Below are 20,382 nucleotides of genomic sequence, written 5' to 3' on the forward strand. Positions count from 1 at the left end.
GCCAGCCAACCGATCCAGCGCCGCATTGGCGCCGGCGCCCTTCGGCATCAGCGCTTCCACAAAGCTCGGCTGTCCTGTCCGCTTCACCGCCATCGATACCTCCAAGGCTTTGCCCTAGGGAATCACAACTGGCGGATTACGCAACAGGCCCACAGGGGGAGAGGGGAAGATCAGCGCGCGACACGATACGCCTCGACCTGCGCGTTCAGCTCATCCAGCGACGCCGTCGGCGTCTTCGGATCGACGCGATACTCCCCGCTCGCCAGCCACTGCAGCACTTTCGCATCGACGACCGGCGAGTGGTGGATGACGTCGCCGTAATTTTCGAGGTCGTGCGTCACCGCCTTGATCGCGCGGAAATCGTGCAGGCGCACGTTGGGAAGCTGCGTCAGGCGCTGCGCGACCACTGCCGTCAGATCGGTGACGATCTTCAGCGTCTCGGGCGAGGCATCGCGCATCGCGACGAATTGCAGGATCGAATAAGGCGGGAAGTAGATGTCGAAGGTCACGTCGGGGTGGCGCGTGATCAGGCCGATGGCATCGCGCTCGAAATGCCTGACCATGGCGTCATAGCCGTAGCCTTCGCCGAGAAAACGGCTGCGCACCGGGCTCGTGATGTAGGCGAAGGCGGCGAGCGTCCTCCTCGCATTGTACTCGCGAGCAATGTCGAAATCCCGCGGCAGCGCGTAGATGTCGTCGACATCGGCGAACGCGAACTTGACGGGAAGAAACGGCGCCGCGCGGGTCAGCGGCCCTTGCAACGGCGGGACCGACCGCAGCAGCGTGAACAGGGACTCCTTCGCCATCGCGGCGCTGAACAGATAGGATGCGATGCCCTTGGCCGTCCCGCGATAGAGATCGACGGACAGATAGGGATCGGCCTCGATGTCGGCCGCATCGACGAAGATGAAATCGTCCATCGCCCAGATCACGCGCCTTGCGCCGCCCGCGATCGCCTGCTCCAGCACGAAGGCCTGCTGGCGTGAGTTGGAGCCGGTCATCGCCAGCTTGAGCGAGCGAACGCCGAGCGCACGGTCGATATCGCTCTGGCGGAAATGGATCGCGAGCGAGGTGCCCATGAAGGCGGTGTCGAACGACTGGCTGCGGATCAGACCGGCATTCTGCACGCGCGTGTCGTCGGAATAGAAGGCGGAGCGCGAGGGACGGAACAGTTGCAGGGGATCGACGACGTAGGTGAGCACGGCAGCACCAAGCAAGAATGCGATGCTCGCGAGCAGAAGGCGCTTGAGACTGGTGAACGGCCTGCGCATCAGAACCGGAAATAGATGAATTCGCTGTGGCTCTGGATGCCCAAGATGCCGAATGCAAGCACCAGCGATGCGCCATAGAGAAACAGCGGCCGCATGCGCCCTGCCCGCAGGCTCTCGCCGACCCGGCGGTTAGCGTGATCGTATCCCAGAATGCCTTGCGTGTTCGGCGCCAGCCACACCAGCGCGGCGTAGACGGCGACCAGCACCAGCGCCGCGATCTCCTCGCGGCCGAAGACGATGTTGGAGGGATCGGCCATGGCGCGGAGAACCCGCAGCGCCCACGCAACGCTCTCGGCGCGGAAGAACACCCAGGCGACGACGACGGCGAGGAAGGTCAGCACCGCTCCGGCGATGCGGGCCGGGCGCGTGAGAACAGATGGGATGTTCGGCATCAGCGTGTTGAAGGCGTGGTTGACACAGAGATAAGCGCCGTGCAGCGCACCCCAAATGACAAAAGTCCAGGCCGCACCGTGCCAGAGCCCGCCGAGCAGCATCGTGATCATCAGATTGACATAGCGCAGCACGCGGCCGTGGCGGTTGCCCCCGAGCGGGATGTAGAGATAGTCGCGAAGGAACTGCGACAGCGTCATGTGCCAGCGGCGCCAGAACTCGACGATGCTGGTCGCCTTGTAGGGCGAGTTGAAATTGACGGGCAGGAAGATGCCGAACATCAGCGATATCCCGATCGCCATGTCGGAATAGCCGGAGAAGTCGAAATAGAGCTGGAACGTGTAGGCGAGCGCACCACACCAGGCCTGATCGAAGCTCGGCGAGCGCGCCTCGAAGGCGAGCGCGACCAGCGGCTGGATGCCGTCGGCAAGACAGGTCTTCTTGAACAGGCCGATGGCGAAGATGATGACACCGCACAGCATCAGATGTCCGTCCGGATACTTCGTCTCCTTCCGCTCGAACTGCGGGATCATGTCCTTGTGGTGGAGAATGGGCCCGGCGATCAGATGCGGGAAATAGGTCACGAACAGCGCGTAATGCGGCAACGCATAGGCCGCGACCCGCCCGCGATAGGCGTCCACCAGGAACGCGATCTGTGTGAAGGTGTAGAAGGAGATGCCGACCGGCAACAGGATGTGAGCCGCAAGATGCGAGCCGAACAGCGTGTTGATGTTCTCGGCAGCGAAGCCGGCATATTTGAAGATGCCGAGCACGAGCAGATCGCCGACGACACCGAGTGCGAGCGCCGCCTTTCGGTGTGACGGACCGAGCTTCGCCACGATCAGGAGATGGCCGACGCCGTAATTGAAGCCGATCGACAGCAGCAACAGGGCCACGAACTGCCAGTTGCCGATGGCATAGAAGGCGAGCGAGGCCAGCGCCAGCCAGATCACCGGCGTGAAATTGCTGCGCCGCCCAAGCCAGAAATAGCCCGCCAGAACGACCGGCAGGAACAGCAGGATGAACGGGTAGGAATTGAACAGCATCAGGCTGGACCGGCGGCGGGGATTTTGGTCCGTAAAGCATACAAGGGGCCGATCAACAACCCGGCGACTTGGCACCAGTCTTTGGCACTAGCCGCGCTGGCAATCCACGGAAGCGGAACGATATAAGGGAACGCGGCGAGCCGCTTCCTTCCCCCTCTCCCCGCATGCGGGGAGAGGGTCGGGGTGAGGGGGAGTCTCCGCAAGGACGGTGAGAGTTGGACTCGCGGAGAGTCCCCCTCACCCGGATTGCATCTTTGATGCAATCCGGCCTCTCCCCGCAAGCGGGGAGAGGCAAAGCAGCGACGTCGGACACGAATGAGGATCGAGTGACCCAGGCCAAAACCCCTTCCCAGCCCCCCGTCGCCCCGCGCCGGCCGCATTCTTTCACGCGGCACGGCATCACCGTGACCGACGACTATGCCTGGCTGAAGGACGCGAAATGGCAGGAGGTGCTGCGCGATCCCAAGGTGCTGGATCCCGACATCCGCAAATATCTGGATGAGGAGAACGGCTACACCGAGAGCCTGCTCGGGCACACCGCATCCCTGCAGAAGACGCTGGTGCGGGAGATGCGCGGGCGGATCAAGGAGGACGATTCTAGCGTGCCCTCGCCCGACGGCCTGTTCGCCTATTTCCGCCGGTTTCGCGAGGGCGGACAGCACGAGCTGTTCGGTCGCATGCCGCGCGACGGCGGCGACGGCGAGATCGTGCTCGATGGCGATGCGCTCGCCAAGGATCACAAATATTTCAGGTTCGGCGGCAGCCGGCATTCCTACGATCACAAGCTGCAGGCCTGGAGCGCCGACACCAAGGGCTCGGAATATTTTTCGATCCGCGTCCGCGACTGGGCAACAGCCAGGGATCTCGACGACGTGGTCGAGGAGACCGATGGCGGCGTGGTCTGGGCCGCGGACTGCAAGAGCTTCTTCTATGTGAAGCTCGACGACAACCACCGGCCGATGCAGGTGTGGCGGCACAAGCTCGGCACCAAGCAGGCCGACGACACGCTGATCTATGAAGAGCAGGATGCCGGCTGGTTCACCCATCTGCACGAGAGCACCAGCGGCCGCTTCTGCGTGATCGCCGGCGGCGATCACGAGACTTCGGAGCAGCGGCTGATCGATCTCGCCAACCCCGAGGCGCCGCCGCGCCTGGTCGCGGCGCGCGAGGAAGGCGTGCAATATTCGCTGGCCGATCGCGGCGATCAACTCTTCATCCTCACCAATGCCGACGATGCCATCGACTTCAAGATCGTCACGGCGCCGCTCCTCTCGCCCGAGCGCAAGAACTGGCGCGATCTGATCCCGTATCGTCCCGGCATCTACCTCATCGACCTCGATCTCTATGCCGGCCATCTGGTGCGGCTGGAGCGCGCCAACGCGCTGCCGGCGATCGTGATCCGCGATCTCGCCTCGAACGAGGAGCACGCCATCGCCTTCGACGAGGCCGCCTATTCGCTGGATACGATGGGCTCCTACGAATTCGAGACGACGAATCTGCGCTTCGCCTATTCGTCGATGACGACGCCGTCGGAAGTCTATGACTACGACATGGTCAAGCGCACGCGCACCTTGCGCAAGCGCCAGGAGATTCCGTCGGGCCACGACGCGGCCGATTACGTCACCACGCGCATCACGGCGAAATCGCATGACGGCGCCGAGGTGCCGGTGTCGATCCTCTACCGCCGCGGGCTCAAGCTCGACGGCACGGCGCCGCTGCTGCTTTACGGCTACGGCTCCTACGGCATGGCGATGCCGGCCTCCTTCAACGCCAACCGCCTGTCGCTGGTCGACCGCGGCTTCGTCTACGCCATCGCCCATATTCGCGGCGGCGCCGACAAGGGCTGGGGCTGGTATCTCGACGGCAAGCGCGAGATGAAGATCAACTCGTTCGACGATTTCGCAGCCAGCGCCCGCGCGCTGATTGATGCGAAATACACCAGCGCAAAACGCATCGTCGGCCATGGCGGCTCGGCCGGCGGCATGCTGATGGGCGCGGTCGCCAATCGCGCCGGCGAATTGTTCGCCGGCATCGTCGCCGAAGTACCGTTCGTCGACGTGCTCAACACCATGCTCGACGACACCCTGCCGCTGACGCCGCCGGAATGGCCGGAATGGGGCAACCCGATCGAGAGCGAGCAGGATTTTCGAACGATCCTGTCCTACTCGCCTTACGACAATGTCGCGGCAAAGGACTATCCGGCGATCCTGGCGATGGGCGGCTTGACCGATCCGCGCGTCACCTACTGGGAGCCCGCCAAATGGATCGCGCGCCTGCGCGCCACCATGAGCGGGGGCGGCCCGGTCCTGCTCCGCACCAATATGGGCGCCGGCCACGGCGGCGCGTCGGGCCGATTCGACCGGCTGGATGAGGTCGCGATCGTCTATGCGTTCGCGCTGTGGGCGGCGGGGATGGCGGAGGCCGGGGTGTAGCCACACCCACCGCCGTAGCGACATCCTCCGCTGTCGTCCCCGCGAACGCGGGGACCCATACCGCGTGATGTATCGGTGGAAGGCGAAAGCAGTACCGGCGAAGATTTCTTAACTGCAAGTCTTCGCCAAATTGCTCCTTGGGTTTATGGGTCCCTGCGTTCGCAGGGACGACGGTCTTGTAGGGTGGGGAGAGGCGAAGACTCACACCGCCCCGTGCGCCTCGACATACAGCGCATACACCGAATGGCTGCTCGCCATGTAAAGCCGGTTGTTCTTCGGGCCGCCGAAGCAGAGGTTGGCGCAGCGTTCGGGCAGCTTGATGAAGGCCAGCGGCTTGCCGTCCGCGTTGAACACCATGACGCCGTCGAGATCCTCCGGCTTGGCCCTGAGCTGAAACACCTTGCGGCCGCCGACATCGGTCGGCTCGCCCTGCAGCGCGCCGTTGGAGCCCCAGCCGCACCAGAGATTGCCGTCGCGGTCGACGCGGAAGCCGTCGAGCGAGCCCTGATCGGCGGCGTCGATCAGCTTGGTCTTGCCGCTGAGCGCACCATCGTCGCCGACATTGTAGCTCCAGATGCTGCGGTTGGGCGTGCCCTTCCATTCGACCACATAGAGCTTCTTCTCGTCCGGCGAGAAGGCGAGGCCGTTGGGATTGACGAGGTCGGTGAGGACGGCGGTGATCTTGCCGTCCTTGGCGATGCGGTAGACGTTGGTGGTGGCCTGCTCGGCCTTCTCCTTCTTGCCCTCCCACTCGCCGTTGATGCCGAACAGGGGATCGGTGAACCAGATGCTGTCGTCGGACTTCACCACGATGTCGTTCGGCGCGTTCAGCCGCTTGCCCTCGAACTTGTCGGCGAGCACGGTGACCTTGCCATCCTTCTCGGTGCGGGTGATGCGGCGGGTGACGGAATGCTCGCAGGTGACGAGACGGCCCTGGCGGTCGCGCGCATTGCCATTGGCGTAATTGGCATTGGCGCGGAACACGCTGGTCTGCCCGGTCTTCTCGTCGAACTTCATGATCCGGTTGTTGGGAATGTCGGAGAACAGGAGATAGCCGCCCTCGGGGAAATAGGCCGGGCCTTCGGCCCAGCGCATGCCTGATGCGACCTGCTCGACCGTCGAGGAGTAGAGCCGGTATTTTGTGAAGCTAGGATCGAGGATCTGGACGGCGGGGTCGGGGTAGCGCTGGTTGGGCGTGAACGGGAACGACTGGGCGCCGGCGGCGCGGGCCAGAAGCGTGGACGCCATTGCTGCGCCAGCGCCGGCCACGAGATTGCGTCGCGTGAAATTCATAAAATCCTCCCTGGGTGATAAAAGGCCGGCGCTTGATGTGGCCGGCCTGTTTTCTTGACTTGGTTTGGCGCTGGCCTTACCGGCCATTCTTCTTCCGCCACGCCGCAAAATCGGTGAGCGTCTGCGGATCGGTGGCGGGATAGAGACCGAAGATGCCGCGCCCCTTGCCGACTTCCTCGGTGACGAAATCCTCGAACGCCGTCATCTCGAAGGTCTCGTTGGCGATCTCATCGGCGAGATGCGCGGGGATCACGATGACGCCATCGGCATCGCCAAGAATGACGTCGCCGGGAAACACCGGCGCATCACCGCAGCCGATGGGGACGTTGATCTCGATCGCCTGGTGCAGCGTGAGATTGGTCGGCGCCGACGGGCGATGGTGATAGGCGGGGATGCCGAGCTTGGCGATCTCGGCGGAATCGCGAAAGCCGCCGTCGGTGACGACGCCGGCGACGCCGCGTTTCATCAGGCGCGTCACCAGGATGGCGCCGGCCGAGGCCGCGCGCGCATCCTTGCGGCTGTCCATCACCAGCACCGCGCCCGGAGGGCAATCTTCGACCGCCTTGCGCTGCGGATGGGAGCGGTCCTTGAAGACCTCGATGGTGTTGAGATCCTCGCGCGCCGGCATGTAGCGCAGCGTGAAGGCCTCGCCGACCATGGTCGGCTGGTCCGCACCGAGCGGGTGCACGTCCTGGATCATCTGGATGCGCAGCCCGCGCTTGAACAGCGCGGTGGCGACGGTCGCGGTGGAGACCGATTTGAGTTTTGTGCGGGTGGCTTCGCTGAGTTTTGACATGTGCGTCCTTTAGTAAATCGACGGCTCGCCGATCGGCGCGCCGAAATCAGTCTCGAGGAAGTCGAAGTCGCAGCCGTCATTGGCCTGCTTGATGTGCTTGGTGAACATCCAGCCGTAGCCGCGCTCGAAGCGGCGCTCGGGCTGCTTCCAGGCGGCGCGGCGTTTTTCCAGCTCGGCTTCGGGGACGTCGAGATCGATGGTGCGGGCGGCAACGTCGAGCGTGATGCGGTCGCCATTCTGTACCAGCGCCAGCGGGCCGCCGATGTAGGATTCCGGCGAGACGTGCAGGATGCAGGCGCCGTAGCTGGTGCCGCTCATGCGCGCGTCCGAGATGCGCACCATGTCGCGCACACCCTGCTTCACCAGTTTCGTCGGGATCGGCAGCATGCCCCATTCCGGCATGCCCGGCCCGCCCTGCGGCCCGGCATTGCGCAGGATCAGAATGTGATCCTCGGTGACGTCGAGATTGGGATCGTCGACCGCCTTCTTCATCGAGGGGTAATCGTCGAACACCAGCGCGGGTCCGGTGTGCTTGAGGAAGCGCGGCGCGCAGGCGGAGGGTTTGATCACGCAGCCGTCGGGCGCGAGATTGCCCTTGAGCACGGCGAGCGCGCCTTCCTTGTAGATGGGGTTGTCGATTCCGCGGATTACGTCGTCGTTGTGAACTTCGGCACCCTCGATATTCTGAGCCAGCGTCTTTCCGGTCACCGTGATGCAGTCGAGATGCAGATGTTGCTTGATCTGCCCCATCAGCGCCGGCAGGCCGCCGGCATAGAAGAAGTCCTCCATCAGATAGGCATCGCCGCTCGGCCGCACGTTGGCGATGACGGGCACCTTGCGGCTCGCGATCTCGAAATCGTCGAGACCGATGTCCTGACCGGCGCGGCGGGCCTGCGCGATCAGATGGATGATCGCATTAGTGGAGCAGCCCATCGCCATGGCGACCGCAATCGCGTTCTCGAACGCCTTGCGGGTCTGAATCACTTTCGGCGTCAGGTCCTCCCACACCATCTCGACGATGCGGCGGCCGCATTCAGAGGCCATGCGGATATGATTAGCGTCGGCCGCGGGAATCGAGGAGGCGCCGGGCAGCGTCATGCCGATCGCTTCGGCAATCGCCGTCATGGTCGAGGCCGTGCCCATGGTCATGCAGGTGCCGTAGCTGCGGGCGATGCCGGCCTCGATGTCGAGCCAGTCCTTGTCGGAAATCTTTCCGGCGCGGCGCTCGTCCCAGTATTTCCAGCCGTCGGAGCCGGAGCCGAGCGTCTTGCCCTTCCAATTGCCGCGCAGCATCGGGCCGGCCGGCAGATAGATCGCCGGAATGTTCATCGAGGTCGCGCCCAGCAGCAGCGCTGGCGTGGTCTTGTCGCAGCCGCCCATCAGCACCACGCCGTCGACGGGATGGCTGCGCAGCAGTTCCTCGGCGTCCATCGCCAGCAGATTGCGATAGAGCATGGTGGTTGGCTTGAGCAGCGATTCCGACAGCGACAGCGCCGGCAGCTCCAGCGGCAGGCCGCCGGCCATCAGGATGCCGCGCTTGACGTCGTCGACGCGCGACTTGAAGTGCATGTGGCAGGGCTGCGCATCCGACCAGGTGTTGAGGATCGCGATGATCGGGCGGTCCTTCCACTCCTCCGGCGCGTAGCCCATCTGCATGGTGCGGGAGCGGTGGCCGAACGAGCGGAGATCGTCGGGCGCGAACCAGCGCGCGCTGCGGAGCTGGTCGGGCGTTATTTTCTTCTTGATCATGATTGGGTGCCCCATTTCTGCACGGTGTTCCGCTCGATGGCGCGGAAGATCAGGTTCTCGACAAAGAGCCCAATGATGATCACCGTCAAGAGGCCCGCGAACACCGCGGGTATGTCGAGCAGATTGCGGTTCTCGAAGATGAACCAGCCGAGGCCGCCCTGCCCCGAGGACACGCCGAACACCAGCTCGGCCGCGATCAGCGTACGCCAGGCAAAGGCCCAGCCGATCTTCAGGCCGGTGAGGATCGAGCCGAACGCGGCGGGGATCAGGATCTTTGCCACATAGGGCAATCCGCGCAGGCCGTAATTGCGGCCAACCATGCGCAGCGTGTTGGACACGCTCTTGAAGCCGGAATGGGTGTTGAGCGCGACCGGCCACAGCACCGAGTGGATCAGCACGAAGACGAGGCTGCCATTGCCGAGCCCGAACCAGATCAATGCGAGCGGCAACAGCGCGATCGCCGGCAACGGATTGAACATCGCCGTCACCGTCTCGAGGAAGTCGGTGCCGATCCGAGTGGAGATCGCGAGCACGGTGAAGATCGCGGCCAGTGCGATGCCGGCGGAATAGCCCATGAACAGCACTTTCAGCGACGTCCAGGCCCGCATCGGAATGGTGCCGTCCTTGACACGGTCGAACAGCGTGATCGCGGTATCGTGCAGCGTCGGGAACAACAGCGGATTGTCGAGAGCGACGCCGTAGGCTTCCCAGACCGCCGCCAGGAACAGAATGATCACCGACTTGCGGACGAAGCCGTCGTTCCACAACAGCTCGAGCACGCTCAGCTTGCGCTCGACCTCGCTCGTCCCGATCGCGGCGGCCGGCTCGGCCCGCAGCAATATCTTGGCTTCGCCCATCAGAGGCTCCTCAATGCGCAGTGGCTTCGCCGGCGAACAGGAGATCGTGGATCTCCTTCTCCAGCCGGCCGGCGCTGCCGTCCTCGTTCGAAACCTTGTCGACGTCGATCACCTCGGCCTTGACCCGGCCGGGATGCGGCGACAGCAGCAGGATGCGGTTGCCGATGCGGATCGCTTCCGCAATCGAATGGGTCACGAACAGCACGGTGAATTTGGTCTCGCTCCAGAGCTGAAGCAGCTCGTCCTGGCAGGTTCGGCGCGTCAGGGCGTCGAGCGCCGCGAACGGCTCGTCCATCAACAGGATATCAGGCTCCATCGCCATACCGCGCGCGATCGCGACGCGCTGCTTCATGCCGCCGGACAGCGTGTGCGGATAGGCATCGACCACGCGGGTGAGGCCGACCTTCTCGATATAGGCCCGTGCCTTCGCCTCGGCGTCCCTGCGCGACAGCTTTCGCGCGGTCAGCAGCGGAAACATCACGTTGGCGAGCACGCTCTTCCAGGGCAGGAGCTGGTCGAACTCCTGGAAGATCATCATGCGGTCGGCGCCGGGACCGTGGATCTCGCGATCGCCGATGGTCATGCGGCCCTCGCTCGGGGTCATGTAGCCGCCGACGGCCTTGAGCAGGGTCGACTTGCCGCAGCCGGAGGGACCGAGCAGCACGAAGCGGTCGGATTTGTCGACGGTGAAACTCACCCTCTCGGTGGCGGTAACGACTGCGCTGGAGGTCTTGTAGCGCAGCGTCACGGAGCTGACGTCGAGCAGCGCCATCAGTTGCCCTTCAGATCGTGCGCGACGGGGAGATAATAGTCCGTCCAGGCCTTGGGCTGGCTCTTCAGCGTGCCGGTCTTGAACAGATGCGCGGCGAACTTCATCGTGCCCTGCGGCTCGAGATTCCACTCCATCATGCCGGGCTCCTTGAGCAGATCGAGCAGCTCCTCGACCGAGGTCTTGTCGCCGGTGATCTCCTTGTAGATCTCGACCGCCTGTTTCGTGTCGCTGCGGATCAGGGCCTGCGCTTCCTTGGTCGCGTCGCGCACGGCCTGGATGATCTTCGGATTGGCCTCGGCGAACTTGGTGGTCGTGAAGAATTGCGCCTGGCTGAGCGGCCCGCCCATCACGTCCGGCGACGACAGCACGATATGCGCGCCCGGCACGTTCTTCAGCTCCAGGAAGGTGAACGGCGGGATCGAGAAGTGATTGTGCACCTCGTGCTTCGGGTTGGACAGCGCCGCATAGGCGTCGGGATGGCCGAGCTGCACCGTGTTGGCATCCAGCTTCGACCATTGATCGGCGCCAAAGGCCTCGGCGGCTGCGATCTGAAGCACGATCGCTTGGGTCGAGACCTTGACGGTCGGCACCGCGATCTTGTCCGCCGGGCCAAAGTCCTTGATCGACTTGATGTTGGCGTCGCGGCTGATCAGCGTCATCGGCTGCGCCGAGGTCGCGACGATGCCCTTCACCCCGCCGCGGGTGCGGTCCCACAACAGCAAAAGGTTGCCGGTGCCGGTGTTGAGGATGTCGACGCCGCCCGCGAGCAGCGCATCGGTCTGCGCGCCGCCGCCGGAGAAGGTGATCCATTTGGTGGTGATGCCTGCGAGGCCGAGTGAAGCTGCGTGCTTCTCGATCAGCTTCAGCTTCTCCATGATGTGGCTCGGCATGTAGAAAATGCCGGGCTGGCGCGACAGCGCGATCTCGGACTTCTGCTGCGCACGCGCCGGCGAAGCCGCCAGCACGGTTGCGACGATCAGGGCGATGGCGGCAGCGCCACGCTGGAATTGCTTGATCATAATTGTTCGTTTCCTCCGGCCGCCATTGACGAGCGATCCTGCTGATGCACTAATGCATTAGTGCATCAAAGGCAAGTCTCCCGGAGTTCCTCGCATGGAAACCGCCCATTCCGCGTCCCGCGCGACCGCCCGCCGGGGGGCGCCGCTCGACCGGGCTCGGCAGGCCGCGCCGCAGGTGTTCGAGCGGCTGCGCAACGCCATTCTCGCGCTCGAACTGCCCCCGGGGTCGCCGCTGTCGCGCACCGATCTCGCTGCGCAATTCGGCGTCAGCTCGACGCCGATCCGCGACGCCCTGATGCGACTCGAGGAAGAAGGGCTCGTGGACGTGTTTCCGCAGCACGCGACCGTGGTCAGCCGGGTCGATGTCAGCCGCGCCAAGCAGGCCCATTTCCTGCGCCAGGCGCTCGAGCTCGAAATCGTCCGGCTGCTCGCCGAGCAGCATGACCAGGCCCTGGTCCTCCGCCTCGACCATGTGATCGCGCTTCAGCAGCAGTTCGCCAAGGCCGGCGATTTCGAGAGCTTCATCGCCGCCGACAATGATTTTCACGCCCAGCTTTATGCTGCGGCTGGCAAGCAGGAGCTGTGGACGCTGGTGCGCAGCCGCAGCGGACATATCGACCGGCTGCGCCGGCTGCATTTGCCCTCGCCCGGCAAGGCCCAGAACATCGTCCGCCACCACAAGCTGATCACCCGCGCGATCGAAGCCGGCGACCCCGACGCCGCGCAACAGCATCTGCGAAAGCACCTATCGGGCACGCTCAGCGAGCTCGACAAGATCCGGAGCCATTATCCGGAATATCTGACCGATTAGACAGACCACCAGCCTGGCGAACCCCCTTATGCACGTAACCGTGCATAATCATGCTTCCCTTGGGCGAGCATTCACCGGGCACTCGCGAAGTGCTTGCAGGCCGGGCGGAATCCGCGCAACAATTTCGTCTTTGATGGTTTGATTTGCGGCCGGTGGGGACGTCCTGTCCGGCCCGGAGGAATTCAGACGTGGCCAACATCCTGATCGTGGATGACGACCCGGCCGTTCAAATCACGATCCGGCTGCTCCTGGAGAGGGCCGGTCATCACGTCACGGTCGCGGGCGATGGCCGCAAGGGACTTGCGCTGTTCGAGGCCAGCCGATTCGACCTCCTGTTTCTCGACATCTTCATGCCCGGCATGGACGGGCTGGAGACAATGCGTCACATCCGGGTGCTGGCTCCGGCCATTCCGATCATCGTCATTTCCGGCCGCTCGATCACGCCGGACGCCTATGCGGAACCGGACTTCCTGAAGATGGCGACCAAGCTCGGCGCGGTGGCAAGTCTGCAAAAGCCGTTCCGGCCTGACGCCCTGCTTGCCGCTGTCGATGGCTGCCTGAAAGCAGGCGCGCCGGAGGGGTCCGATGTCAGCTCCGGCCACCGATGAAGGGCGCGCCGCGGCTCCAGGCCAGACCAGGCGTGGTCATCCTGGAAGCTCTGCGAACATCCGCTTGACCCTCGCAACGCGGCTGGCAATCGCGATGATCCTGCTGGTGGCGGTCACCGTGGCCGCAGTCGGATGGCTCGGCTTTCGCAACACCACGCAAGCGGTCATTCCGCGCGTCCTGGAGCGGGTCGGGGCCCAGTCGCGCCTGCTCGCGGCCAATCTGGAATCCTATGTTGCCGGGGCCCGCGGCGATTTGATCGGCTATCGCTCTGCCGCGGCGATCAATGGCCTGATCCGCGCTCACGTGGCCGGAGGAATTGACCCTTCAGACGGCGTCTCGGAGCAAACCTGGCGCGAGCGTATCGCCACGCGGCTCGCGGCCGAGATCGAGGCCAAACCCATCTACGGGCAGTTTCGCATCATCGGTCTCGACGACGATCAGCGCGAGCTGGTCCGCGTCGACCGCTCTGGCCCGAATGGAACGGCACGGATCGTCCCCAGCGGCGAACTGGAGCGCAAGGGCGAACGAACGTACTTTGAGGACGCGATACGCCTGGCGCCGGGCGAGATTTACGTTTCACCCATCGATCTCGCGACCCGCCAGGGAGGCACCACCGCCCTGCACGTTCCGACGCTGCGGGTCGCAACGCCGCTGTTCACGCCGGATGGCAAGCCGTTCGGGATCATCATCGCCAATATCGACATGCGTCCGGCGCTCGACCGCGTCCGCGCGACATCGACCTCGGGGGGCGAAATCTACGTCGTGAATTCGCGCGGCGACTATCTCGTTCATCCGGATCGCACGCGAGAATTCGGCGCATTGCATGATCGTCCCAACGACTGGCGCAAGGACTTTCCGTATTTTGGTGCCTTGACCGGTACGCTGGAGGGATCCACGCGCCTCATGACCGACGGGCCGGGCCGGCCGAGCGGGGCGGCGATCGCGCCGGCGCTGCTCGTGGGCAAAGAATGGGTCGCAATCATCGAGACAATCCCCGCGCCGGTGTTCGGCCTCGTACCGGCGGCGATTCAAAGAACGTCGTTACTGGTCGGTATCCTCGCTGTCCTCGCCGCGGCCTTACTCGCGGTGCTGCTTGCGCGCTCGCTAACTCGTCCGATCGGTCGCCTGACCGCAGCGGTGGAGGCCATCGGCAACGGACGGCCAGCCGACATCCCCGTCGATGCCAGCGGCGAGACGGGCGTGCTGGCGCGGGCTTTCGCCCAGATGGTCGAAGAGACGCGGGCGAAGACGGCCGCGCTCCAACGCGAGATCGAGGAGCATCGCCGCACCGAGGCCGCGCGAAGCCATCATGCGGCGCGGGAGCGCTTGTTCAGCGCTGCCGTCGAATCGTCCGACGATGCGATCGTGATGCAGACGCTCGACGCCATCATCACGGGCTGGAATCCGGCCGCCGAGCGGCTCTATGGCTATTCGGCGAGTGAGGCGATTGGGAAATCCACTGCGATCATCGTGCCGCCCGACCGGCGCGAGCATGGCAAGGGCTATCTGGCGCGGATCGCGCGGGGCGAGCCGATCGAGCGGTTCGAGACGGTGCGCCTGCGCAAGGACGGCACGCCGGTCGAGATCTCACTCAGCCTCTCGCCGATCAGGGGGCCGTCCGGCGAGATCATCGGCGTCTCCGGGACTGCGCACAGTCTCACCGAGGCGCGGCGGGCCGAGCGGCAGCTGCAGCAGCAGCTCGAAGAGCGCCGGCAGATCTTCGATACCTCGCAGGATCTGATCATGGTCATGGACCCGCGGGGCCATGTCGCGCAGATCAGCCCGAGCAGCGAGACCATTCTCGGCTACCGGCCGGAGGAGATGATCGGCCGCAGCGGCGCGGACTTCATTCATCCCGACCATCTGGCACAATCGCGCGAGGACATGCGCGCGATGCGGCGCGGCGAGCGCCCCAAGCTCGGCGACACCCGCTGCTTCCACAAGAACGGGCACGAGGTCTGGCTGTCCTGGCTCGGCAACTGGTCCGAGCAGGCGCAGCGCTTCTTCTTCGTCGGACGCGACATGACGGAAGCGCGGCTCGCGCAGGAATCGCTGCGCGAGAGCGAGCGGCTCGCCCGCAACATCGTCGAGACCTCGCTCGACGCCTTCATCCAGACCGACGAGACCAGCAGCATCCTGAACTGGAACTCGCAGGCCGAGCAGCTGTTCGGCTGGTGCCGCGACGAGGTGCTCGGCAAGAGCACGATCGACCTGATCGTCGCCGAGAGCGAACGCGAAAGGGTCAGGGCCGGCCTGAAGCACTTCCTGGAGAACGAGGGCGACAGGACGCTGAACCGCCGCCGCGAGCTGATGTGCCGTCGCCGCGACGGCAAGGAATTCAAGGCCGAGCTGAGCGTCACCGCGCTGAAGCGCCGCGAAGGCCTGCTGTTCAACGTCTTCTACCGCGACCTCACCGACAAGATCGCCGCCGAGGAGCGCATCCGCCATGCCGAGAAGATGGAGGCGGTCGGCCAGCTCACCGGCGGCGTGGCGCACGATTTCAACAACATCCTCACCGTCATCACCGGGACGATCGAGATCCTCGCGGAAGCCGTCGAGAAGGAGCCGCAGCTTGCGGCCATCACGAAGATGATCGACGAGGCCGCCGCGCGCGGCGCCGATCTGACCCAGCACCTGCTGGCCTTCGCGCGCAAGCAGCCGCTCCAGCCGCGCGAGATCGACATCAACTCGCTGGTCGTCGACACCGCGAAGCTGTTGCGGCCGACGCTGGGCGAGCAGATCCAGATCGAATCGGTGTTCGAGGACGAGAATTGCGTCGCGATCGTCGATCCCAACCAGCTCACCACCGCGATCCTCAATCTCGCGCTCAATGCCCGCGACGCCATGCCCGGCGGCGGCAAGCTGATCGTGGAGACCGGCGCCGCCTATCTCGACGAGGTCTATGCCAGCGGCAACGACGTCCGCCCCGGCCATTACGTGCTGATCGCCGTGAGCGACACCGGCACCGGGATCCCTGCGAACATGCTGACCAGGGTGTTCGACCCCTTCTTCACCTCGAAGGGACCGGGCAAGGGCACCGGGCTCGGGCTGTCGATGGTCTACGGCTTCATCAAGCAGTCGGCAGGCCACATCAAGATCTACAGCGAGGAAGGCCACGGCACCACGATCAAGATGTACCTGCCACCCGGCACGACGCCGACAGCGGTCGGCGAGGGCGTGACGCCGGCGACGATCGAGGGCGGACACGAGACGATCCTGGTGGTCGAGGACGACCGGCTGGTGCGCGACTACGTGCTGGCGCAGCTGCATGCGCTGGGTTACGTCACCTTGCAGGCCGCGAATGCGGCCGAGGCGCTGGCGATCGTTGCCGCCGGCAAGCCGTTCGACCTGCTGTTCACCGACGTCATCATGCCCGGCAAGATGAACGGACGGCAGCTCGCGGACGAACTGATGAAGACACGCCCCGATCTCAGGGTGGTCTACACGTCAGGCTATACCGAGAACGCGATCATCCATCACGGCCGGCTGGATTCCGGCGTTCTGCTGCTGGCCAAGCCTTATCGCAAATCGGATCTCGCGCGGATCATCCGCAAGGCGTTGAGCGCTTGAGGTCTCGCGCTCGTGTCCCGGACAAGGCGTAGCGCCCCTGGCGCTGCGCCGCAGAGCCGGGACCCGGAACTGTCAGCGGTGAGTTTGGAGAGATGGGCCCCGGCTCAGCAGCGCATCATTGCATGATGCGCTGCGTCCGGGGCACGAAGAGAGAACCAGCCGCCTACGACGCGCGCTGGGCCGCGGTCATCACGATGCGGATCAGATCGGCGGCGTTGCGCGCGCCGAGCTTCTTCATGATGTTGGCGCGGTGATCCTCGATGGTGCGCGGGCTGATGCCGAGGGTGCGGCCGGCTTCCTTGTTGGACGCACCGGAGGCGAACTGCTCGAGCACCTCGCGCTCCCTGCGCGTCAGCGGCTCGCGCCCGGGGAAGTGCAGCGAGCCGAATTTCGGCGAGGCGTTCTCCGCCTGCCTGCGCGCATAGGCGCCGATCGCCTCGTCGAGCCGGCCGACGATCTCGCTGCCGCGGAACGGCTTCTCGATGAAGTCGAGCGCGCCGCTCTTGATCGCGCCCACCGCCATCGCGATGTCGCCCTGCCCGGAGATCATGAAGATCGGCGCCGGATAATCCTCGCCGTGCAGCTCCTTCAGGATGTCGAGGCCCGACTTTCCGGGAATGTTCACGTCGAGCAGGATCGCAGCCGGTGTGCGGTTTCGCGCGACGGAGAGCAGCGCTGCACCGTCCGCAAAACAGATCACCTCATAGCCCGCCGCCTTCAACACCATCGACAGGGTGTCGCGAACGGCAGGGTCGTCGTCGACCACGAAGATTTCACCGCGAGAGCTTTGTTCGGCCATGTGCCACATCCAGTTGGCATGAAGGACTCGCGTCCGCGCCAAACCGTTATGGCGTTCGGCGCGGATTCGGCCCACCCGTATTTGTACGGGACATGGACTTAACGCACAAGTAGCGGCAGGGTGCCTAATTGCGGGGTACGGAGAATATCCATGCTAAATTTCGCTGGCACACCCCCGCTCATCGCGATGCCTGAAACTGACAGCCGTCAGTTGATCGCTGCCGATCTTCGCGCCCTGATCACACAGATCGAGAGCAGCATGCGCCTGATCGACGCAGCCATGATGGAAGCTAGCCTGCTGGAAATGGGTCTGGCGCACGACGATAACGGCGATCGGGCCGGTTCCGCCGACATTTTCGTGCTCGACGACGTCACGCCGCGCTATGCGACGGCGAGCGCCGCTCTCAACGCCTGCCGGGCGGGCCTCGGCCACGCCCTGCAATGCCTCTCGGAATCCGGCAGCCCGGCATAGATCGCGATCAGCGGCACGCCGGCCGCATCCATCGCATGGCAGCTCCGCAAGTCCTAGGCGCGGTGTCGTTCCACGATCGCGTCGGTGGCGACACCACCCCAGGTGTGGATCGCCGGAAGGCCCATCGCGGTCTTGCCGAGATTGGCGAGGCTGATGCGCAAGGCCGCGAGGTCGAGCGGCTTCGGCAGGCTCTGGAGCTCGATCCCGACGGACCGGGCGAAGCTGCGGGCGGCACTGCGGCGCTTGCCGTCCATGCCGCTGATGACGATCACGGCGCCACCGAACTTCGCCGCCGCCATCTCGCGCAGCACGTCGATGCCGTCGCCATCCTCCAGCACGAGATCGAGCGTCACGCAGTCGAAGCGCGCGGCGCGGAGCTTCTCGATCGCATCCGCCACTGACGGCGCCACGGTGACTTCGTGGCCGGCCTGCTTGGCGGCGACCGTGATCAGGCTGCGCTGCGTGGCGTCGTCATCGACCACCAGGAGCTGAAGCGCGCGTCGCTCGGCGCCGTCGGGCAGGTTTGAGGAGATGGGGGAAAGAGAACTTCTGGGCATTTCAGTATCCTGAGATTGGGACCATCAATGGATACACGGTTCGCGCTTAGGCCACGTAAAGGCCCTGTCGCGAATTCATTCGGATGTTTTCAGAAAATGTGAAGCAACGGACCGGAAAAGACGGCGACGGATGCGGGCGGATCACGCCGCTTCGTCGCGGCCGCCGGCTGCGCCGCGCTTCTTCCTGTTCTTGCCGCGCAGGAACTGAATGTCCATCTCAGCGCCGTTGACGCGGACCAGCTCGCAGCGGCGGTAGGCGAGGCCCGTGGACGACAACAGCAGGAAGAACTCTTTCAGGTTCAACCCCTGGATCGAGCCTTCCACCGTGAGGATGGCGTCGGTATCGGAGATCGCGTTGAGCTTGCAGTCGCGGCGCCAGGTGCCGTCGATGGCCATGATGCAGACATCGTAGCCGCGACTGAAAGTCACGCGTTCCGTACCCTTGCCATCCTCGGCCATGTCTATCGTCCTGCCATGGCCGCCAGGCGCGGCGCCGCGCCGGCCAGAGCCGGCTTGGGGGCTGCGGCACGCGGATCGTTCGGCTTGTAGAGGCCGCGCCGCTCCGGAATCGGCCGGAACGTATCGGTCAGGCCGACCACGGTTTCGGCCGCGCCCAGCACCAGGAAGCCGTCGGGCTCGATCTGGCGGGCCAGCCGGTTGAAGATGTTGATCTTGGTGTCCTGATCGAAATAGATCAGCACGTTGCGGCAGAAGATGACGTCGAAGGTGCCGAGCTGCGCGAAATCGTGCAGCAGGTTGAGCTGCCGGTGCTGGATCATCGCCCGCAATTCGGGATTGACCTGCCAGGTCTCGCCGGTCTGCTTGAAATATTTCATCAGCATCTGGATCGGCAGGCCGCGCTGCACCTCGAACTGGCTGTAGATTCCCGCCTTGGCCTTCTCCAGCACCTCCTGCGACAGGTCGGTCGCGATGATCTCGATGCGCCAGCCGGTGAGAGCCGCGCTCATCTCCTTCAGGCACATCGCCAGCGAATAGGGCTCCTGCCCGGTCGAGCCGGCGGCGCACCAGATCCGTATGCTGCGGCGGGCGGCCCGCGCCTTGATGATCTCGGGCATGATGGTGTCGCGGAAATGATCGAACGGGACCTTGTCGCGGAAGAAGAAGGTCTCGTTGGTGGTCATGGCTTCGACCACGTCGGTGATCACCGTGCGCGCGCCGCCTTGCAGCTTCTGCACGAGCTCGCCGATGCCGGCGAGTCCGGCCTTGCGGGCCAGCGGCAGCAGGCGGCTTTCGATCAGATATTGCTTGTCTGCGGAAAGATCGAGACCGGAATTTTCCTTTAGGAACTTACGCAGATACTCATACTCGGTCGGGGTCACGGATGGCCTCTTCGAAGCTTGTACTGGAACACTCTGGCCTGAATACGCGGGCCAGACACACTCAGACCATGGCTTGTCCGACCGGGATCAAACCTACTTCAGCGAACTTGTCGGCGATGATGTCTTTGTCGAAAGGCTTCATGATGTACTCGTTGGCGCCGCCGCTGAGCGCCTGCGCGATATGCGCCACATTGTTCTCGGTGGTGCAGAACACCACCTTGGGCTGGTCGCCGCCGGGCAGGCGGCGCATGTGGCCCATGAATTCGAAGCCGTCCATCACGGGCATGTTCCAGTCGAGCAGCACCGCATCGGGCAGCTGCCGCTGACAGATCTCGAGCGCCTTCGAGCCGTCCTCGGCCTCGGTAACTTCGAATTCCAGGCCTTCCAGGATCCGGCGGGCGATCTTGCGCACCACGCTGGAATCATCAACCACCAAGCAGGTCTTCATTTTGGTTCTCCGGCTTCGATGTTTCGTTGGCTCACGCAGCCATCTGCACTTTGGTTTCGAGCTCGAGGACGCGATCGACGTCGAGGACGACCATGAGCTGTCCCTCGAGGCGGTGGACGCCGCCGGCGAGCTTGGCCATGCGGGGGTCGAGG

Annotated in this window: 18 protein-coding genes and 1 pseudogene; 5 read left to right on the plus strand and 14 right to left on the minus strand. The window is 64.5% G+C overall.

The features are described 5' to 3' along the window. Positions 1-170: 170 nt before the first annotated feature. Positions 171-1,271, minus strand: coding sequence for a hypothetical protein (locus GGD61_RS38990; RefSeq protein ID WP_092263079.1), 1,101 nt, complete (start codon positions 1,269-1,271; stop codon positions 171-173). Then, the gene (locus GGD61_RS38995; RefSeq protein ID WP_092263082.1) at positions 1,271-2,707 is read right to left on the minus strand and encodes an MBOAT family protein; all 1,437 of its coding nucleotides are present in this window, start codon (positions 2,705-2,707) and stop codon (positions 1,271-1,273) included. Before GGD61_RS38995 ends, GGD61_RS38990 begins: the two co-directional genes overlap by 1 nt. 326 nt (positions 2,708-3,033) lie before the next feature. On the opposite strand from GGD61_RS38995, the gene GGD61_RS39000 reads away from it, so the two are divergent. After that, the gene (locus GGD61_RS39000; protein WP_092263087.1) at positions 3,034-5,139 is read left to right on the plus strand and encodes a S9 family peptidase; all 2,106 of its coding nucleotides are present in this window, start codon (positions 3,034-3,036) and stop codon (positions 5,137-5,139) included. 201 nt (positions 5,140-5,340) lie between these two features. On the opposite strand, the gene GGD61_RS39005 is transcribed toward GGD61_RS39000, so the two are convergent. From GGD61_RS39005 to GGD61_RS39030, 6 genes are all read right to left on the minus strand, one after another. Next, positions 5,341-6,432 (minus strand): SMP-30/gluconolactonase/LRE family protein, encoded by a 1,092-nt coding sequence (locus GGD61_RS39005; RefSeq protein ID WP_092263089.1) that lies wholly within the window; start codon positions 6,430-6,432, stop codon positions 5,341-5,343. A gap of 76 nt (positions 6,433-6,508) precedes the next feature. After that, positions 6,509-7,228, minus strand: a complete 720-nt coding sequence (locus GGD61_RS39010; protein WP_018321606.1) for a ribonuclease activity regulator RraA — start codon at positions 7,226-7,228, stop codon at positions 6,509-6,511. Positions 7,229-7,237: 9 nt separating this feature from the next. Then, complete coding sequence (araD, locus tag GGD61_RS39015; protein WP_092263092.1) at positions 7,238-8,977, minus strand: L-arabinonate dehydratase; 1,740 nt, start codon at positions 8,975-8,977, stop codon at positions 7,238-7,240. Then, positions 8,974-9,834, minus strand: coding sequence for an ABC transporter permease (locus GGD61_RS39020; protein WP_092263095.1), 861 nt, complete (start codon positions 9,832-9,834; stop codon positions 8,974-8,976). Before GGD61_RS39020 ends, araD begins: the two co-directional genes overlap by 4 nt. 10 nt (positions 9,835-9,844) lie before the next feature. Beyond that, complete coding sequence (locus GGD61_RS39025; protein ID WP_018321609.1) at positions 9,845-10,606, minus strand: ABC transporter ATP-binding protein; 762 nt, start codon at positions 10,604-10,606, stop codon at positions 9,845-9,847. Beyond that, positions 10,606-11,625 (minus strand): ABC transporter substrate-binding protein, encoded by a 1,020-nt coding sequence (locus GGD61_RS39030; RefSeq protein ID WP_092263098.1) that lies wholly within the window; start codon positions 11,623-11,625, stop codon positions 10,606-10,608. Before GGD61_RS39030 ends, GGD61_RS39025 begins: the two co-directional genes overlap by 1 nt. A 94-nt stretch (positions 11,626-11,719) precedes the next feature. Here GGD61_RS39030 and GGD61_RS39035 point away from each other — a divergent pair, with 94 nt between their 5' ends. The 3 genes from GGD61_RS39035 to GGD61_RS39045 all read left to right on the plus strand — a co-directional run bounded on the left by GGD61_RS39035 (position 11,720) and on the right by GGD61_RS39045 (position 16,615). After that, positions 11,720-12,436: a GntR family transcriptional regulator gene (locus GGD61_RS39035; protein ID WP_092263101.1), complete on the plus strand. Its 717-nt coding sequence runs from the start codon at positions 11,720-11,722 to the stop codon at positions 12,434-12,436. Positions 12,437-12,624: 188 nt separating this feature from the next. Continuing rightward, positions 12,625-13,044, plus strand: coding sequence for a response regulator (locus GGD61_RS39040; protein ID WP_018321612.1), 420 nt, complete (start codon positions 12,625-12,627; stop codon positions 13,042-13,044). Beyond that, positions 13,022-16,615, plus strand: coding sequence for a PAS domain S-box protein (locus GGD61_RS39045; protein WP_183232408.1), 3,594 nt, complete (start codon positions 13,022-13,024; stop codon positions 16,613-16,615). The genes GGD61_RS39040 and GGD61_RS39045 overlap by 23 nt, the downstream gene beginning before the upstream one ends. 163 nt (positions 16,616-16,778) lie before the next feature. Here GGD61_RS39045 and GGD61_RS39050 read toward each other — a convergent pair whose 3' ends face one another. Then, on the minus strand, positions 16,779-17,414 hold the full coding sequence (locus GGD61_RS39050; RefSeq protein WP_026202588.1) for a response regulator transcription factor: 636 nt from the start codon (positions 17,412-17,414) through the stop codon (positions 16,779-16,781). Positions 17,415-17,564: 150 nt separating this feature from the next. Here GGD61_RS39050 and GGD61_RS39055 point away from each other — a divergent pair, with 150 nt between their 5' ends. After that, on the plus strand, positions 17,565-17,885 hold the full coding sequence (locus tag GGD61_RS39055) for a hypothetical protein (protein ID WP_092263110.1): 321 nt from the start codon (positions 17,565-17,567) through the stop codon (positions 17,883-17,885). A gap of 53 nt (positions 17,886-17,938) precedes the next feature. Here the strand turns inward: GGD61_RS39055 and GGD61_RS39060 are convergent, their stop codons facing one another. The 5 genes and pseudogenes from GGD61_RS39060 to GGD61_RS41085 form a co-directional block, all read right to left on the minus strand. After that, positions 17,939-18,442, minus strand: coding sequence for a response regulator (locus tag GGD61_RS39060; protein ID WP_018321616.1), 504 nt, complete (start codon positions 18,440-18,442; stop codon positions 17,939-17,941). Positions 18,443-18,583: 141 nt separating this feature from the next. After that, a complete protein-coding gene (locus GGD61_RS39065; protein ID WP_018321617.1) occupies positions 18,584-18,901 on the minus strand; it encodes a hypothetical protein in 318 nt (105 codons plus the stop codon). Between the two features lie 2 nt (positions 18,902-18,903). Further along, positions 18,904-19,782 carry a protein-glutamate O-methyltransferase CheR gene (locus GGD61_RS39070; RefSeq protein WP_092263114.1) on the minus strand — a complete coding sequence of 293 codons (879 nt, stop codon included), beginning with the start codon at positions 19,780-19,782 and terminating at the stop codon, positions 18,904-18,906. Between the two features lie 61 nt (positions 19,783-19,843). After that, complete coding sequence (locus GGD61_RS39075; RefSeq protein WP_018321619.1) at positions 19,844-20,230, minus strand: response regulator; 387 nt, start codon at positions 20,228-20,230, stop codon at positions 19,844-19,846. A gap of 31 nt (positions 20,231-20,261) precedes the next feature. After that, positions 20,262-20,382, minus strand: a pseudogene (locus GGD61_RS41085) (chemotaxis protein CheW); the annotation flags it as partial.

The organism is Bradyrhizobium sp. SBR1B (assembly GCF_014198205.1).
Lineage (GTDB): Bacteria > Pseudomonadota > Alphaproteobacteria > Rhizobiales > Xanthobacteraceae > Bradyrhizobium.